The organism is Mesorhizobium sp. CA10, assembly GCF_020165285.1.
GTDB lineage: Bacteria > Pseudomonadota > Alphaproteobacteria > Rhizobiales > Rhizobiaceae > Mesorhizobium.
This window is the reverse complement of sequence record NZ_JAIUHV010000008.1, coordinates 161,287-177,579: the sequence shown is the minus strand read 5'-3', so window position 1 is coordinate 177,579 and position 16,293 is coordinate 161,287. Positions and strand designations below refer to the sequence as shown.

The following is a 16,293-nucleotide window of genomic DNA, read 5'->3' as shown; positions in this document are numbered from 1 at the left end:
AATGGCAGACCGCGAAGTGGTCAAAGCGCCCTGAGCCACACCTTGTTGTCATGGACGGCGGCGCCGCCATAGGGCGCGGGCGCATCGGCGCCGGTCAGCACGTTGATGCCTTCGCCGCGCTCATGCGCGCTGTTCGGCCAGATGCCTTCGGCGATCACCACACCGCGCTTCACACCGTCGAAAAATTTTGCGTGCAGCACCACGTCGCCGCGCCGGTTGCCGACCTCGACGCGGCCGCCATCCTCGATGCCGAGCGCCACGGCATCTTCGGGATGGAGCAACAATTCGGGCCGGCCTTCCCTGGCCCTCGACACTGGCGTCTCGGCAAAAGTCGAGTTCAAAAAATTGCGCGCCGGCGAGGTCGCCAGCCGGAACGGATGCTCCTCGTCCGCGACCTCGATCAGTTCGACATGATCGGGGAATTCCGGCAGCCGTCCCAGCGGGCCGAACAGACCCATGCTTTTCGGCGGCCGGTTGGGCGCCGACTGCCCGGTCCAGTTGGGCCGGAAGTGGAATTTCTTGTCGGCATGGCCGAAGCCGTTGATGAAATGCGCGTCGTCGAAGCCGGGCTGCAGGTCGACCCACTTCTCAGCCTTCAGGCTGTCGAAGCTGCCGAGCCCGCGCTTGCCGAGGATGATGTCGATATGCTCGCGCTCGGTCAGGCCGAAGCCGGGCCGGTCGCCGACGCCGAGCCGCTTGGCGAGCTCCTCATTGACATAGTGGTTGGTTCTCGGCCCTTCCGGCGGCTCGATCAGCCTGGGGCCCAGCGTGATGTGCTGGTTGCCGCCACCTTTGTAGATGTCGTCATGCTCCAGAAACATCGTCGCCGGCAGCACGACGTCGGCGAGCTTGGCCGTGTCGGTCATGAACTGCTCATGCACGCAGGTGAACAGATCCTCGCGCAGAAAACCCTTTCTCACCAGCCGCTGCTCCGGGGCGACATTGGCCGGATTGGTGTTCTGGATCAGCATCGCCGTCACCGGGGGACCGCCATAGAGCGCGTCGGCCGCGCCCGTCAGCACCGGGCCGATGCGCGAATGGTCGAGATAGCGCACCTTCGGGTCGCGCATCGCGGTGCCTTCCAGCACGTCCTGGTTCAGCTGGAAGATGCCGGAGTTGGAGTGGAAGGCGCCGCCGCCCTCATACTGCCAGGCGCCAGTGACGGCGGCGATGCAGGAGACGGCATGCATATTGACGGAGCCGTTGCGCTGGCGGGCAAAGCCGTAGCCGAGCCGGAAGTAGGTCTTCTTGGTGTTGCCGACGAGATGGGCGAATGCCTCGATCTCGGCGACGGATAGCCCGGTTATGGCGGCCGCCCATTCGGGTGTGCGCGTCCGCAAATGTTCTTCCAGCCCACGCGGATCATCGGTGTATTTCTCGAGATAGGCGCGGTCGGCCAGCCCGTCGCGGAACAGCACATGCATGACCGCGCAGGCGAGCGCGCCGTCGGTGCCGGGCTTCAGCACCAGGCCGAGATCGGCCTGCTTCATCGTGGCGTTGTCGTAGATGTCGATGACGACGATCTTGGCCCCCCGCTCCTTGCGCGCCCTGGTCGCATGGGTCATCACGTTGACTTGGGTGACCACGGCATTGGTGCCCCAGATCACGACGCAGTCGGATTTGGCCATCTCGCGCGGATCGGGCCCGCGCAGCGCGCCCGCCCCCATCATCCAGCCGGTCCAGGCGAGATTGGTGCAGATCGAGCCGAAGAAGCCCGAGTATTTCTTGGCGTGGCGCAGCCGCTGGATGCCGTCGCGCTGCACCAGCCCCATCGTGCCGGCGTAGAAATAAGGCCAGACCGTCTCCGAGCCGTATTTTTCTTCGGCTGCGATGAATTTTTCCGCCACGAGGTCGAGGGCTGCTTCCCAGCTGGCTTCCTTCCAGGCGCCCTCGCCCTTGACGCCGGCGCGCACCAGCGGTTTCAGCAGCCGGTCGGGATGGTGGACGCGGTCGGCATAGCGCGCGACCTTGGCGCAGACGACACCCGCCGTGTAGCTGTTCGCCTTGGCGCCGTGGACGCGGCCGATGCGGTTGTCTTCGAGCAACTCGACTTCGAGGGCGCAGGTGGAGGGGCAATCATGCGGGCAGGCCGAATGGCCGATCCGGAGCTTGGCGTGCTGGTTCATGCGGGGTGTGTAGCGGGTTTTAGGGACGAGGTGTAGGGCCAGATGGGCTCCCCCTTCTCCCCTTGCGGGAGAAGGGGAACCGCGCTACTCCGCGATCCCTTCCTCATACTCCGCCGACATCGTCAGCCATTTGTCCTCGTTTTGCGCCAGCGTCTGCGCCAGTTGCGAGCGCTCCTTGGCGAGCTGCGTCGCGGTCGAGGGGTCCTTTTCGTAGACCGCCGGATTGGCAAGCTCGTCCTCGATCAGGTCGATGCGCTTGCGGATGCGGTCCATGAGCGCCTCGGTGGCGCGGATTTCCTTCGCTAAAGGCTCTAGTGCCGCACGGCGCTGGGCCGCCTCGCGGCGGCGATCGGCCTTGGACGCCTTGTCCGCCTCCTTCTGCTCACGGCGGTTGGCGGAAACGCCGGTGACCAGCGTCTTATAATCCTCCAGGTCGCCGTCATAGGGATTGACCGCGCCGTCCTTGACCAGCCACAGCCGGTCGGCCGTCGCCTCGAGCAGGTGCCGATCGTGCGAGATCAGGATCACGGCGCCCGGAAAATCGTTCAGCGCATGGATCAGCGATTCACGGCTGTCGATGTCGAGGTGATTGGTGGGCTCGTCGAGGATGAACAGGTTCGGCCCCTCGAAGGCCGACAACCCCATCAACAGCCGCGCCTTCTCGCCGCCGGACAGATCCTTGGCGGCGGTGTTCATCTTCTCGGTGGTAAGCCCAAACTGGGCGACACGGCCGCGCACCTTCGATTCCGGCGCCTCCGGCATCAGCCTGCGAACATGCTCGTAGGCGTTTTCCTCAGGCCTGAGATCGTCGAGCTGGTGCTGGGCAAAGATCGCCACCTTCAGCCCAGGCGCTACCGTCATCGTGCCGGCCTCCTGCTTCAGCCGGCCGGACAGAAGTTTGGCGAAGGTCGACTTGCCGTTGCCGTTGGCGCCGAGCAGCGCGATACGGTCATCGGCATCGATGCGCAAGGTCATCTTCTTCAGGATCGGCTCACCGGGCGTATAACCGACACTGACGTTGTTGAGCGCAACGATCGGCGATGCCACCGTCTTCACCGGCTCCGGAAACGAGAATGGCCGCACCGTGTCGTTCACGATCGCCGCGATCGGCTTCATCTTTTCCAGCGCCTTGATGCGCGACTGCGCCTGCCTGGCCTTGGAGGCCTTGGCGCGAAAACGCTCGACGAAGGATTCCATATGCTTGCGGGCGGCTTCCTGCTTGATGCGGCCCTTTTCCTGCTGTTCCTTTTGCTCGGTGTACTGGCGCTCGAACTGGTCGTAGCCGCCGCGCCAGAAGGTCAGCTTCTTCTGATCGAGGTGGACGATGGAATTGACGGCGCGATTGAGCAGGTCACGGTCGTGGGAGATCAGCAGAACCGTGTGCGGATATTTCGAGACGTAATTCTCCAGCCAGAGCGTGCCTTCGAGGTCGAGATAATTGGTCGGCTCGTCGAGCAGCAGAAGGTCAGGCTCGGAAAACAGCACTGCGGCCAAAGCCACGCGCATGCGCCAGCCGCCCGAGAAGGAGGAGGCCGGGCGGCGCTGCGCTGCGTCGTCGAAGCCGAGGCCGGCAAGGATGGTGGCCGCGCGGGACTCGGCCGAGTGGGCGTCGATGTCGGTCAGCCGCATGTGGATGTCGGCAATGCGGTGCGCGTCGGTCGCCGTCTTTTCCTCTTCGAGCAGCGCGGTGCGCTCAATATCGGCCTTGAGCACGATGTCGATCAGCGGCTCCTCGGTGCCGGGCGCTTCCTGCGCCACCTGGCCGATGCGGGTGCTTTTCGGCAGGCTGATCGAACCGGTCTCAGAAGGGAAATCGCCGGTGATCGCCTTGAACAGCGTGGTCTTGCCGGTGCCGTTGCGGCCGACAAGGCCGGCCTTGGTGCCGGCCGGCAAGGTCAATGAAGCATGATCGAGAAGCAGCCGCCCCGCCATGCGCAGCGTAAGGTCGTTGATGATAAGCATGGCCGGCTTTTGCACGGGAGATCGGCGCTTCGCAAGAGCCAGGGCCCGGGATGAGACCCCCGCTCGCTGTCTTTGGCCGTTCAGCAAAAAACTCGAAGGACTGGAACCAGTTGCCGGCCGAAGCGTTTGGACGCCCGTGATCCGCTATCTCGCCCTGGCTTTCATCTTCTTCCAGGTCGCCACGACAACCGCGCTGGCGACGCAGGTGGTTCTGTTCGAAGACGAGACCGCTCACATTGCTCTCGCCGCTGAACCCGCGAGCGGGCTGCAGGGCCAACCAATCTCGCCCCAAGCGGCCAAGATTGCGAACCGGCTGGAGACGCGGGAGCCGGAACACCTGTTGATTCAAATCGATTCTGGAAAAGCATCCTAGCTTCGCCTTATGATTGACGAAGAGGCTGGCGGACACGCCCCTCTATCCTGCCGGAATGTCTCCCCTCAAGGAAGGATTGTTCGTTCCTCAGCTTTCGCCCGGTCACACTTTGCTTGCCACGTCACAGGTTTGGCGTTGATCGCCGCTGTTGTCTCAACCTATGCTGGCGCGAGCGGCGGGTTCAAGCAGAGGACAGATCAGATGTCAGCCAAGACCTCGCTCCTTTCGGCCTCGCTGGCGGTCGCGATTTTCGCAGTCGTCGCCGGGCTGACCATGCTTCCCACCACTCCCGCCGCCCGTGCGGCAACCATCGACTGCGCGGCAGCGAAGACGCAGGCCGACCTTGCGACCTGCACGACCGCGAATGCCGCTTCGGCGGACGCGGGGCTCAATGCAGTCTACAAGGAGCTGGCGGGACGTCTGGCTCCCGCCGACCTGAAGCGCCTGCGCGAGGCGCAGCGCGCCTGGATCCCGTTCCGCGACAAGGAATGCGCCTTCCGCACCCAGCCCTATGCCGGTGGCTCGGTATATGCGACCCTCGTCGAGACCTGCAGACAGGACTTGACGAAGGCGCGGCTGGCGCAGTTACAGCACCAGTTGCAATGCCCCGAAGGCGACCTCTCCTGCGTGCCGCAAAGCGGCGGCAGCGCCGCGCCCGCGACGGCTGGTACGGCGTCTGCGAAACCCGCCCCTGCACAGGTAAGCCGGAACGACACGCGGCCATGCGTGCAATCCGCGGGAAAGGCGAAGTCGGACGAGTATGTCTCGCAATGCGTCCAGGTTTCGCCGGCGACCAATACGCCCTGCAACGGGCAGAACGCGTGCAACGTGATGATCGATGAGATCAAGCGCGGCTGCGCCATGATCGGCAATGACAACCCGCCCGCCTTTTGTTCCACCTACAAGAACTAAGCCGCACCCGACGTCGCTCCTGACTGCCACGGCGATCAACATTCCCGGAGAAAGATCAACCCGTCGCAAGCAGACAACCGCAAGTTTGCCTCGTGCTCAATATTGATGCAGCAAGAGACGATACCACCAAAAAGGCAGCGAAATCTTCTGACCCAAGCATGATGCTTATCAAAAATTGATTTCAGTTTTTATCGCAAACCTGCGATCTTGCCGATGCGCCGTGAGTCGTGAGTTGGCGCCAACGATAACTTGATCCAAGAAAACTTGGCTCTGGCATTCAGGAGCTCACGATGGGCGCGGCGATCAACGATCCACGCACGTTGCGATATGTCGCGGAAATCACGCGCAAGCTGGCGAAGATGCTCTCGCGCACGCGCTACAACATGCTCGTCTACCTTCTTGAGATGACGGCTGTCGAGGCGGAGAGCCTGGCCAACGAGCAGGACCCCAAGGTCCGGCCGGCGGAGCCGCCTCAGGTCCTCGGCTGAGCGCTCGCCATAAGGCGGTCCAGAGCGTTTCACCGTTTCAAGGAAACGGTAAATCGCTCTATCTCCCTGTTTTGACGCAGTTCCGGGCGGAAAGGCTACGCCGAAGTCGCCGAGCCCAACCGCTCACACTTTTCCTGGAATTGCTCAAGGACGGCGAGACATTCCAGCCTGTGCGCCTCGATTACCGGCGGAGCATCGCATTCGATGATGGCGCGCTCGAACCGGTCGAGCGCGTCCAGCGCCGCAAGCAGGTCGCCGGACGGACTGCCCAGCGAAAACAGGATGCGCCGCGCCTTGACGCCGTGAGCCGCACTCACTGAGCACTGCGCGGCGACCCCGCGGCGCAACGCGGCAAGGTCGGCCAGATGGTCGCGCAATGGCCATGGCGCGACATCATCCGCTGCGGGCAACATGCCTCAGGCCTTGGCCTTACGCTTGCCCTTGCTCCTGGCCGCGTCGCCGCCGGCCGGCTTGCGGCCGAGGCCGGAGGATTTGGCCAACGCCGAGCGGGTGGCCGAGTAGCTCGGCGCCACCATCGGATAATCGGCGGGCAGGCCCCATTTCGCACGATATTCGTCCGGCGTCAGGTTATGATCGGTCGCGAGGTGACGCTTCAACGACTTGAACTTCTTTCCGTCCTCCAGGCACACGATGTGGTCGGGGAAAACCGAGCGCTTCGGGTTGACCGCAGGCGTCTGCGCCACCGCCTCCTTGACAACGCTGCCGGTGGCGAGCCTGCGCACCGACGCGCTGACGCTGGCGATCAGATCGGGCAGGCCGGAGGCAGGGAGCGGATTGTTGCCGACATAGGCCGAGACAATGTCGGCGGTCAGTTCGATTGCAGTCTTGTCGTCGATGTTGGACAATTTTTTCACCTTCTGCTGGCCCTCAAATCGCCAGCTCTTTTTTTAAGACTTTCGTCGGTGTATCGAATTGGACCTGTCCCCCAACGGACCGTCCAGAGTCAGTAAAGCTACGAGACTCAATACCGGGTGATGTTTCTACACGGATTGGAAACGCGCAAGTTAGGAATTCTAATAGCTATAGCGCACGCTTTATAGCACCGGCCGCCCGCCTGGATAGGTAAAAGGGGCTACAGAACTTCAACCTACGGTAGGAGTTGCTGAAAAATCGAAGTTCAGGCCAAGTTCCAGCACGGCAACGGCAATCTACCAGCCGAATGCTCGACCATGCGCGATTCGGCGGCCCCATGGCAAATCGCTCATCCGGCGGCGACACCGCGCCTGAGCACGGCAGGCGGCCTCTCCGCGAGGATCTCCAGCACGCGCTTCCAGCGCGCGCAGCGGCTAAAGTCCTTCTGCTCGATGGCCTTTTCGGCCTTCATGGCCGCATAGAGCGGCGCCTCCGCGCCAAACTCCCTGACCAGCCAGTGCGCCTCCTGCCTGGCGCGGCGTTCGTCCTCGTCAACGGCCATTTTGGACATTGTGCCTGCTCTCCGTACCTTCGATGCCGACCGCAAGGCAGCTGCCAATGACGAGGACGGCGCCGGCAACAGCCGTCATCGACAAGCTTTCGCCCGAGAGCGTCAGCAGAAACGTGGAAGCTATCGGCGTCAGATAGGCGACGACCGCTATCCTGCCGCCGTGGTCGAGCTTTGCCGCGCGCGACCAGAAATAATAGCCGAGCCCCATCGGGCCGGCGCCGAGATAGAAGCCGAGCAGAAGATGCGCGCCGGTCGGGCGCACGACGCTATCATGCAGGCACCAGGCGAAGGTGAGCGCGACACCGATCAGCGCCGAAGGCAGGAGCAGCCGCTCGGGCGACACGGCGAGGCGGCCGACAGCGAACGAGTAGAAGGCCATGCAGAGCGCGGAGCCGAAAGCGGCGAGATAGCCGACAAGGCTGCCGCCTTCGAACCATGCACTGTTGGACCAAAAATGCGCGCGGCCGCCGGAGATCACCAGCGCCACGCCGACGAAACCAAGCGCCGCCGCCAGCCCGAGCAACACCGGACGCCGCGGCCTGCCAAGCAGGATGACCGCCGCGGCAGTCATCAGCGGCCAAGTATAGGCGACAAGGTTCGCCTCGATGACCGGCGCCGAGGCGAAGCCGATATATTGCAGGACCATGGTGCCGACCAGGCCGAGGAAGCCGACGAGATAGGCGAGCGCGGCATTTCCCTTCTCCCCTTGTGGGGTCCGAAGGACGGGGCGAGACCCGTGGCTCGCCCCCGGGCGGTGGCCTCGCATAGCGAGGACGGATGAGGGGTGCTCCAGGGAATGCCAGCGTCTCACTCCGCTGGAACACCCCTCATCCGTCTCGGCGCTGCGCGCCGATCCACCTTCCCCCACAAGGGGGGAAGGAAAGAGCCGGATCAGCGCGAAAACAATCGTCGCGCCGCAAAATTGCAGGAACTGCACTTGCGACACCGGATAGACGGCAAGCAACGTCTTGCCGACTAGGGCGTTGGTCGCCCACAGCGCCACGGCGCCGAGGGCGAAGGCAAGCGCCGCGCCGCGGGCGCCGGAACGGCTTTGGCTTTCCGGCATGACCGGCCCGAGGCTCAGCGACACTGAAGGCGGCTGACACTCGACCGGATCGTCGGTCATTACCAAGACTCCCTCGCCCCGCCGGAAACCGCTTCCGCCGTCGGCCGCGGCACAGGATGTTCCTCGGCATAGCGGCGGTAGGCGGGCAGCTGGTTGGTCCAGACATCCTCGGCCAGCTCGTTCACCCAGGCACGGTCATGGTCGTTGTCGGCGGCGAGGTAGAACATGCGGTTGTCGTCGACATAGGGTTTGGCCGTCGAGCGCTGGTTGAGCACCAGGGTGACGCGCTCGCCGAGCTGGATCGGCGCGGTGCGGTGGAGCACACCGAGGAACTGGCCGAGCGTGGCGTAATTCATCTTGTGGTCGATGCGCATGATCTTGTTGCGCGGCAGCTCGCGGCCGGATTCCAGGATCGAGCGGCCGGTCTCGGAATCGTCGCAGTAGATTTCCAGATGACCGCCGATGAGAGGATCGCTGATCGACAGCGGAATGAGCTCCGTCACCGGAACGCCGTCGCAATGCCATTCGACCGCGCCATCCCTTGGATTCATGAAGGTGACGGTCGAGCCGACGATCGACAGCGGATAGGGCTCGAGCTTGGTTCCCATCATGTCGGACAATCTTTCCAGGCGCAGCTTGTCGTGCAAGAGCTCCTTGATCTCGGGAATATAGCGGTCGGCACCAGTGATGAAGGTGAGGTCGAGGTGCTTGTGGACGGCATGGCTGCCCTTCAATTTGAGCGCCGCTTCTTCGATGGCGGCAAGCAGAGCCGGGTCGTAACCGTGACGATACTGGGCGACGCCGAAACCCGACACTTTCCAGGAGGTCTCATGACCAATGATGGCCTCGCGGCTCATTGCACAGCGCAGTTCGGGAATTGTATGGGCGTTCATTCTATTTTCTCCAAAATGGGGGCAACACTTGGTTAACAGTCATTTAAACGCCTACCCCTGTAAATTTAGGAATGCTGGTGGTAGCGTAAGCCCAGCTTAAGGTCGAAAACCCCGTGCGACTGCTCAGTCAGGTCAACCTCAACTCACTGAAAATCGTGGAGAGCGCCGCGAGGCACAGGAATTTCACGCGCGCCGGCGAAGAGCAATTCATCACCGCTTCCGCCGTCAGCCAGCGCGTCAAGAGCCTGGAGGATCAGCTGCGTTTCAAGATCTTCGAGCGTGGCGGCAACGCGGTGTCGCTGACGCCGGAGGGCGAGACCTATGTGGCGCGCGTGCGCGAGGCGCTGGAGCGGATAGTGGCGGCCAGCATGGAGGCAACCGGCCAGTCGCAGGCGCATGTGTTGCGGATCTGCGTGCTGCCGACCTTTGCGGCGCGCTGGCTGTTTCCGCGCCTTTCGGCCTTCCAGCATCAATATTCTGATATTGAGATGCGGGTGTCGACCTCTTACGCCACGCATGAATTCTCGACTTCGGAATACGACCTCGAAATCCGTTATGGCGACGGCAATTTCCCCGGTCTCACGTCGGAGCTGCTGTTCAAGGAAGACCTGACGCCGGTGTGCAGCCGCAAACTCTTCCATGAGGTGCTGGGCGACAAACCGCTGTCGAAGGTCGTGCCGGAGGATCTGCGCTACTTCACGCTGCTACACTCTGACACGTGCACGCAGAACTGGCAGTCGTGGCTGGGCTTTGCCGGCGCAAGCTTCGTGCTTGGCGAAACGAGGAGCGTCTATTTCGATAGCTGCATGATGTCCTACGAAGCGGCCAATGCCGGCATGGGCTTTGCCGTCGCCAACCGCGCCTATATGGCAAGCGACATCCGCGCCGAGCGGCTGGTGGCCCCCTTCGCGGTCCACCATCCCAACACGGCGGGTTGGTATTTCGTCAGCCCCATCAAGGCGGTCGGCGCCCGCAAGGTCGAGCTGTTCAAGCGGTGGATCATGGCTGAAGCGGCGCTGACGCAGCGCCAGTTGGACATCGAGATCGCCAACGTGCCGGTACGGCGCGTGGCGATGGCGTGAAGGCCAGTCTTCCACGGATGCTCACTTGAGCGAATCCCGCACCATCGGAGGCCTCGCAATGACGGGCCCTGCAGAATTTTCGTGATTTTCCGGTGGCTCCATAGCCGGCTACCGTGATCGCACCATGACGCGAAGCGGAGACTCAGCTATCTTGTGTTGTGCGGCGGGCCTGATTTTCCCGCTTGGCCGGCGCTACCCAGCTTCCTCCCAAGCAGCGCCGGCCTTCTTCGTTTCGGCCCGACGATAATCTCGGCAAGCCGGGCGTTGGCGCTATTGCTTCGGCGGCGTGCCCGGCTGGTCTCCGCCGGTGGTCGACTTCGGCACAGGGTTCTTGTCGACCTGAGGGTTCTGGTTGACTTCATCGCCCGGCGCCTTGGTGGGCGGCACGCTGTTGTCGCAGGCGGCGAGCACGAGCCCTGCCGCAAGAGCCAGCAGCACAGGAAGCTTCTTCATGACGACCTCCTCTCGTTCGCTCCTTGAGGGGCAAACGGGGCGGTGGCGGTTTGGTTGCGTTGACCGGCGGGAACCAACCGATCCGAGTCCGGTTGGAATCCCGAGCCAATCGAACGCAACGAGGAAACTGATTATGGTCCGCCTTCTGCTTGCCGGGCTTTTTGCCTACACCGCCTATCGCGTTGCCGTGAGGATCATCCACGAGGTGCCTGGAGACGTCGCGCCACTGGATATGCCGGGCGACGAGAGGCGCAATTTGCGGCGCCAGTCGGCGGCGATGGGGGTCGAGCCGAAGCGGTAGCGGCTCTTTCGATTGGGAATAGCCCCTTCCGGTGAAGCGTGGATGCCGGCGCAGCCCCTCTCCGGCCGCTTCGCGGCCACCTCTCCCCCTCGCGCGGGCCGAGGAAATTATTGCGAACAAAGCGGAAACGATGCTTGATGGGCGATGAACATCGCCGCTCGTGATTCGTCCTTCGAGGCGCCCGCCTATCTTGGCCGGCTGAACGACGAGCAGCGGCTGGCGGTGATGCATGGCGACGGCAAGGTGGCGGCGCCGCTGCTGGTGATCGCCGGCGCCGGCTCCGGCAAGACCAACACGCTGGCGCATCGCGTCGCCCATCTGATCGTCAAGGGCGCCGATCCGCGCCGCATTCTGTTGATGACCTTCTCGCGCCGCGCGGCGGCCGAGATGGCCAAGCGGGTCGAGCGCATCGCCGGCGAGGTGCTGGGGCGCGACGCGGCAATCATCGCCGACGCACTCGCCTGGGCCGGCACTTTCCACGGCATCGGCGCGCGACTGCTGCGCGACTATGCCGAGCAGATCGGCCTCGACCCGGCCTTCACCATCCATGACCGCGAGGATTCGGCCGACCTGATGAACCTTGCCCGGCACGAGCTGGGATTCTCGAAGACCGAAAGCCGCTTCCCCACCAAAGGCACCTGCCTGCAGATCTATTCGCGGGCGGTGAATGCGCAGGCGCCGCTGGGAGAAGTGCTTGGCTCAGCCTTCCCCTGGTGCTCAGGATGGGCCGAACAGCTGAAAGAGCTGTTCGCGGCCTATGTCGAGGCCAAGCAGGCGCAGAACGTGCTCGATTACGACGACCTCCTGCTCTATTGGGCGCAGATGGCGACCGAGCCGGAGATCGCGGCGCATCTTGGTTCCCGCTTCGACCATGTGCTGGTTGACGAATACCAGGACACAAACCGGCTGCAGGCCTCGATCCTTCTGGCGCTGAAGCCGGACGGCGCCGGGCTGACCGTGGTGGGCGACGACGCGCAGTCGATCTATTCCTTCCGCGCTGCCGAAGTGCGCAACATCCTCGATTTCCCAAAGCAGTTCGTGCAAGCAGCCGCGGTCATCATGCTGGAGCGTAACTACCGCTCGACCGAGACGATCCTGGCCGCCGCCAACAAGGTGATCGGCGAGGCCAGCGAGCGCTTCACCAAGAATCTGTGGACCGAGCGCCGGTCCTCGCACAAGCCGCAACTGGTCAGCGTGCGCGACGAGGCCGAGCAGGCCAACTATGTATGCCAGGCGATCCTGGCCGAGCGCGAGGCGGGCACGGCGCTGAAGGCACAGGCGGTGCTGTTCCGCACCTCGAGCCATAGCGGGCCGCTGGAGGTGGAGCTGACGCGCCGCAACATTCCCTTCGTCAAGTTCGGCGGGCTGAAATTCCTCGATGCCGCGCATGTCAAGGACATGCTGGCGATGCTGCGCTTTGCCGAGAACCCGCGCGACCGCGTCGCCGGTTTTCGCGTGCTGCAGCTTATGCCGGGCATCGGCCCGTCCGCCGCCTCGCAGATCGTCGACGCCATGGCGACGTCGCTGGACGAGACGCTGGGCCTCGCCCGGTTCCGGCCGCCGCAGCGCGCGGCGCAGGACTGGCCGGTCTTCCTCGACATCTATGGCGGCTTACGCGCCGGCGCCAAATGGCCGGCCGACCTCGAGCGGATCAGGCTGTGGTACGAGCCGCATCTGGAGCGCATCCATGAGGATGCGATCACGCGCCGGGCCGATCTCCTCCAGCTTGAGCAGATCGCATCGACATATCCGTCGCGCGAGCGCTTCCTGACCGAGCTCACCATCGACCCGCCCGACGCCACAAGCGACCAGGCCGGGCCGCCGCATCGCGACGAGGATTATCTCATCCTGTCGACCATCCATTCGGCCAAGGGCCAGGAATGGAAGAACGTCTTCGTGCTCAACACCGTCGACGGCTGCATCCCGGCCGATCTCGGCGTCGGCACCAAGGAGGACATCGAGGAGGAGCGGCGCCTGCTCTATGTGGCGATGACCCGGGCCAAGGACAGCCTGCATCTCGTCGTGCCGCAGCGCTTTTATCCGCACAACCAGGCGGCGCGCGGCGACCGCCACGTCTATGCCTCGCGCACGCGCTTCATCCCGGCCTCGATGCTTTCGGCCTTCGAGCAGTCGTCCTGGGCGAGCGCCGCGCTCAAGAACGACCCGCGCCAGCGGCCGGGCGTCAAGGTCGATCTCGGCGCCCGCATGCGCGGCATGTGGAAATAGGCTGCCTGGCCGTTCCAGCCGACTGCAAGACAAAGAGCCCGATTTGTCTCTGCGTCAGCGGGGGGCACGCCATCCTTGAGAAAACAGCGGCATGCGTGGAACCTCCCGCCGCAAGCCGCGTTGTGTGGCGTCCTTCCCCAGCCAGGGAGGCTCGCCGCCTCCGCAGCCAACTGACGAGGTCCGAATGCACGACAGGACGTTCTTCACACCGGTCGCCCTCAGCGTCGGCGCCGGCCACAAGCGCATGATCGCCTCGCTGTTCGAGATGCATGATTTCCTGACCGAGTTCCCGCCGTCGCGCCGCCGCCTCAGCTATGGCGCCGCGGTGAAGGCCTGCGAGGCCGCGCGGAATGGAGAAATCCCGGTCGAGGCCGCGCGCGATGCGCTGATCACCTTCGCGGTGACGGCAGGCGTCTTGTGGCCTTCAGAGCAGCCGGTCGTCTCGGTCAAGCCGGTGGCGCGCGGCTATGGCGGCTTCGCTGCCTGAATTTTACAACAGAAGACCGCCCTCCCGGAAAGCCCGCCCTCAGTGGCGGGTTTTTCCGTGACGTCATTCCGGCTTGGCGGCCGCCGGTAACGTTTCTGCGATCGGCGCGACCGGTTCGGCCGTGGTCACGAAGGGATAGACGAGTTGCTGGTGATAGAGCTGCGGCACCGGCTCGTCGATGCCGTATTTTTCCGGCATATGTTGCGGCATGAACAAGGTGCCGCCGATCAGATCGAGGACGGGCAACTGTCCGGCGAAGTTCTTGTCATAGGCCTGGCGTTCGTTGGCATGATGCCAGTGATGAAACTGCGGCGAGGCAATCAGCCATCTCAGCGGCCCGAACTTGATGCGGGTGTTGGAGTGGATGAACACCGACTGCCAGTGATAGATCAGCACATAGATGAGAACCGCTTCCCCGGAAAAACCCAGGGCGAAGAGCGGCAGGAACGAAGCCGACTTGGTCAGGATCTGATCCACCGGGTGCACGCGGTGGCCGGCCAGCCAGTCCATCTCCTCGATCGAGTGATGAATGGCGTGAAAACGCCACAGGAACGGCACCGCGTGAAAGGCGCGATGGGCAAAGTAGAAGCCTATATCGGCGATGAGCAGGGCCTCGATCGTCTGCAGCCATAAAGGCTGCGACCGGACGGCGGCCGAAAGCGCCTCGGGAACGACGCGCGGGACCACCAGCATCGCAGCGCCGATCACCAGCAACAGGCCGAACTTGATCACGATGCCGTTGAAGAGCAGATAGAAGACGTCGTTCAGCCAATGCCGGCGCGCGGCCGATTGCTCGGCATGCAGCGGCAGGAGCTGCTCGAGCGGAATGAAGATGAGGGCGATGACCAGCACCGCCTTGTAGTCGATGAGATCGAACACGGTCGCTCGCGGATCGGCTGAGGCCAGTCTCCGACACTAGCCGCCAAAGAATGAACGGACCGTTGCTGGCATACGCGGCGCTGCGAAATCGCGTGAAAACTTTTCGACGGCTGCGTGAAACACCACACGGACGGTTGCCGTTCACAATGTCAGTTGCGGACGCGCTTTAAGTCTTTGTTTTGATGCATGTCGTTGTCCCGGAACCGTTGCACACTTCCGGGCGACATGCATCGGGAGGGCGGATGTTTCTCGATCGCGAGCGTTTCAAGCCGGCGGCCGAAATGCGGCTTGGCCGGGACAAGTCGTCGATCCGAGTGACGATAACCGATCCGAAGGCCTGCGAACTCGGCGAAGCCGTTCTATGCCTGGGTCACCGCCGACGCAAGGCGGTCAGGATCGGCACCTGCAGCGCCTCGGCGGGCAAGCGCCTGCTTTCGTATCCCGGCTACATCAATCGCAGCCTCACGGGCCGCGGCGGCGCGACGCCTAAATGGGAAGCGCTGAAGTGGCTGAACCTGCTTGCCGAACACGGCATGCTGATGGCGGTGGTGCATCAGCCGGGCCCGACCCCGACCGCGGCAGACCTGATCAGGCCCTATCTCGATGTCGAGCGCCAGTTGATCCGCCAGCACGGGCCGCTGCTCAACCGCAGGCACCGTTGACCTCGGATTCAGTGGACCGTGCCGGCGGCATCGCCCGCCGGCCCGCCGCGCGGAATCTCGAAGCTCACCTGGTCGCGGCCATTGGACTTGGCCTTGTAGAGATGGCGGTCGGCGACCTGGAACATGTCATGGTAGGTGGTCGGGCCGCTGAAGGCGGTGCCGCCGATGCTCACGGAAAGCGGCCAAGGCCGCCCGCCGGGCGCAAACTCGGCCTCGCGGATGCGGCGCCTGATGGATTCGGCGACCAGAAACGAGCGTGCGGCGTCGGCGCCGGGCAGGAAGACCGCGAATTCCTCGCCGCCGATGCGTCCGACAATGTCGGCGCCGTGCAGTTGCCCCTTGATCGTCGCGGCGATCAACCTCAGCGCCTGGTCGCCGCAATCGTGACCGAGGCGGTCGTTGATCGATTTGAAGTGATCAGCATCGACGATCAGCAGCGCGCCGGTGTCGGCGACCGTTTGGTCGCGCGCCCGCTCGAGATAGGCTTCGACCAGCATCGAGAAGGCACCGCGATTGAAGACCGCCGTCAGGCTGTCGGTCGCAGCAATGACGCCGAGTTCCTTCTGCGTGATGGCCAGCTGGCGCATCTTCCACATCAGGAAGAACAGGAAGGAGCCGCCAAGGACAAGCGGCAGGAAAAGGTCCGTGAGTTGCGCCCAAAGCAGCGCCTGCGGCGACAGCGAGGGGAAATTGAAGGAATCGACGAAGAAAGCGGCGGCAATGAAAAAGGCGGTACCGGCGGCGGTGACCACCACGACCCTGCCCCAACTTGTCGGGGACAAATCGATGCGCATGCCCTTTGCTCCCACTGCAACACGCTTATTGTGGAGCGCGAGCGCAAAAGAAGTCCTAACATATTAGCTTCAATGCAAGTGTGGTTAACACGCCGTCGGCACCGCCTGCGGTGGGGGCAAGCAGAAAGCCACCACGGAAGGCTCT

General features: G+C 63.7%; 18 protein-coding genes. 8 read left to right on the top strand and 10 right to left on the bottom strand.

Annotated features, from left to right (window positions below):
• Positions 1-20: 20 nt before the first annotated feature.
• The gene (locus LB535_RS18255) at positions 21-2,126 is read right to left on the bottom strand and encodes a molybdopterin-dependent oxidoreductase (protein ID WP_224633185.1); all 2,106 of its coding nucleotides are present in this window, start codon (positions 2,124-2,126) and stop codon (positions 21-23) included.
• 84 nt (positions 2,127-2,210) lie between these two features.
• Entirely contained in the window at positions 2,211-4,088 is a 1,878-nt protein-coding gene (locus LB535_RS18250; RefSeq protein WP_224633184.1) for an ABC-F family ATP-binding cassette domain-containing protein, read from the bottom strand.
• A 136-nt stretch (positions 4,089-4,224) separates the two neighbouring features.
• Here LB535_RS18250 and LB535_RS18245 point away from each other — a divergent pair, with 136 nt between their 5' ends.
• From LB535_RS18245 to LB535_RS18235, 3 genes are all read left to right on the top strand, one after another.
• On the top strand, positions 4,225-4,461 hold the full coding sequence (locus tag LB535_RS18245) for a hypothetical protein (protein WP_224633183.1): 237 nt from the start codon (positions 4,225-4,227) through the stop codon (positions 4,459-4,461).
• A gap of 135 nt (positions 4,462-4,596) precedes the next feature.
• Positions 4,597-5,373, top strand: coding sequence for a lysozyme inhibitor LprI family protein (locus tag LB535_RS18240; RefSeq protein WP_224633182.1), 777 nt, complete (start codon positions 4,597-4,599; stop codon positions 5,371-5,373).
• Positions 5,374-5,663: 290 nt separating this feature from the next.
• Complete coding sequence (locus tag LB535_RS18235) at positions 5,664-5,861, top strand: hypothetical protein (RefSeq protein WP_224633181.1); 198 nt, start codon at positions 5,664-5,666, stop codon at positions 5,859-5,861.
• Between the two features lie 95 nt (positions 5,862-5,956).
• On the opposite strand, the gene LB535_RS18230 is transcribed toward LB535_RS18235, so the two are convergent.
• The 5 genes from LB535_RS18230 to LB535_RS18210 all read right to left on the bottom strand — a co-directional run bounded on the left by LB535_RS18230 (position 5,957) and on the right by LB535_RS18210 (position 9,264).
• Complete coding sequence (locus LB535_RS18230; RefSeq protein ID WP_224633180.1) at positions 5,957-6,274, bottom strand: hypothetical protein; 318 nt, start codon at positions 6,272-6,274, stop codon at positions 5,957-5,959.
• 3 nt (positions 6,275-6,277) lie between these two features.
• Positions 6,278-6,727 (bottom strand): MucR family transcriptional regulator, encoded by a 450-nt coding sequence (locus LB535_RS18225; protein WP_095767194.1) that lies wholly within the window; start codon positions 6,725-6,727, stop codon positions 6,278-6,280.
• 356 nt (positions 6,728-7,083) lie between these two features.
• On the bottom strand, positions 7,084-7,305 hold the full coding sequence (locus LB535_RS18220; RefSeq protein WP_224633179.1) for a hypothetical protein: 222 nt from the start codon (positions 7,303-7,305) through the stop codon (positions 7,084-7,086).
• On the bottom strand, positions 7,286-8,371 hold the full coding sequence (locus LB535_RS18215) for a DMT family transporter (protein ID WP_224633274.1): 1,086 nt from the start codon (positions 8,369-8,371) through the stop codon (positions 7,286-7,288). The genes LB535_RS18220 and LB535_RS18215 overlap by 20 nt, the downstream gene beginning before the upstream one ends.
• A gap of 59 nt (positions 8,372-8,430) precedes the next feature.
• Positions 8,431-9,264, bottom strand: coding sequence for a hypothetical protein (locus LB535_RS18210; RefSeq protein WP_224633178.1), 834 nt, complete (start codon positions 9,262-9,264; stop codon positions 8,431-8,433).
• A 113-nt stretch (positions 9,265-9,377) separates the two neighbouring features.
• On the opposite strand from LB535_RS18210, the gene LB535_RS18205 reads away from it, so the two are divergent.
• Positions 9,378-10,346, top strand: a complete 969-nt coding sequence (locus LB535_RS18205; RefSeq protein WP_224524912.1) for a LysR substrate-binding domain-containing protein — start codon at positions 9,378-9,380, stop codon at positions 10,344-10,346.
• A gap of 270 nt (positions 10,347-10,616) precedes the next feature.
• On the opposite strand, the gene LB535_RS18200 is transcribed toward LB535_RS18205, so the two are convergent.
• Entirely contained in the window at positions 10,617-10,799 is a 183-nt protein-coding gene (locus LB535_RS18200) for a hypothetical protein (protein ID WP_140846066.1), read from the bottom strand.
• 133 nt (positions 10,800-10,932) lie between these two features.
• On the opposite strand from LB535_RS18200, the gene LB535_RS18195 reads away from it, so the two are divergent.
• The 3 genes from LB535_RS18195 (at position 10,933) to LB535_RS18185 (ending at position 13,813) form a co-directional block, all read left to right on the top strand.
• On the top strand, positions 10,933-11,100 hold the full coding sequence (locus tag LB535_RS18195; RefSeq protein ID WP_224633177.1) for a hypothetical protein: 168 nt from the start codon (positions 10,933-10,935) through the stop codon (positions 11,098-11,100).
• A 144-nt stretch (positions 11,101-11,244) separates the two neighbouring features.
• Positions 11,245-13,326 carry an ATP-dependent helicase gene (locus LB535_RS18190; protein ID WP_224633176.1) on the top strand — a complete coding sequence of 694 codons (2,082 nt, stop codon included), beginning with the start codon at positions 11,245-11,247 and terminating at the stop codon, positions 13,324-13,326.
• A gap of 184 nt (positions 13,327-13,510) precedes the next feature.
• Entirely contained in the window at positions 13,511-13,813 is a 303-nt protein-coding gene (locus LB535_RS18185; RefSeq protein ID WP_095767062.1) for a DUF982 domain-containing protein, read from the top strand.
• Between the two features lie 63 nt (positions 13,814-13,876).
• On the opposite strand, the gene LB535_RS18180 is transcribed toward LB535_RS18185, so the two are convergent.
• Positions 13,877-14,692, bottom strand: a complete 816-nt coding sequence (locus LB535_RS18180; protein ID WP_224633175.1) for a sterol desaturase family protein — start codon at positions 14,690-14,692, stop codon at positions 13,877-13,879.
• A 242-nt stretch (positions 14,693-14,934) separates the two neighbouring features.
• Between LB535_RS18180 and LB535_RS18175 the strand changes: the two genes are divergently transcribed.
• On the top strand, positions 14,935-15,354 hold the full coding sequence (locus tag LB535_RS18175; RefSeq protein ID WP_224633174.1) for a hypothetical protein: 420 nt from the start codon (positions 14,935-14,937) through the stop codon (positions 15,352-15,354).
• Positions 15,355-15,362: 8 nt separating this feature from the next.
• On the opposite strand, the gene LB535_RS18170 is transcribed toward LB535_RS18175, so the two are convergent.
• Positions 15,363-16,148, bottom strand: coding sequence for a GGDEF domain-containing protein (locus LB535_RS18170; protein WP_095767192.1), 786 nt, complete (start codon positions 16,146-16,148; stop codon positions 15,363-15,365).
• Between the last annotated feature and the right edge of the window lie 145 nt (positions 16,149-16,293).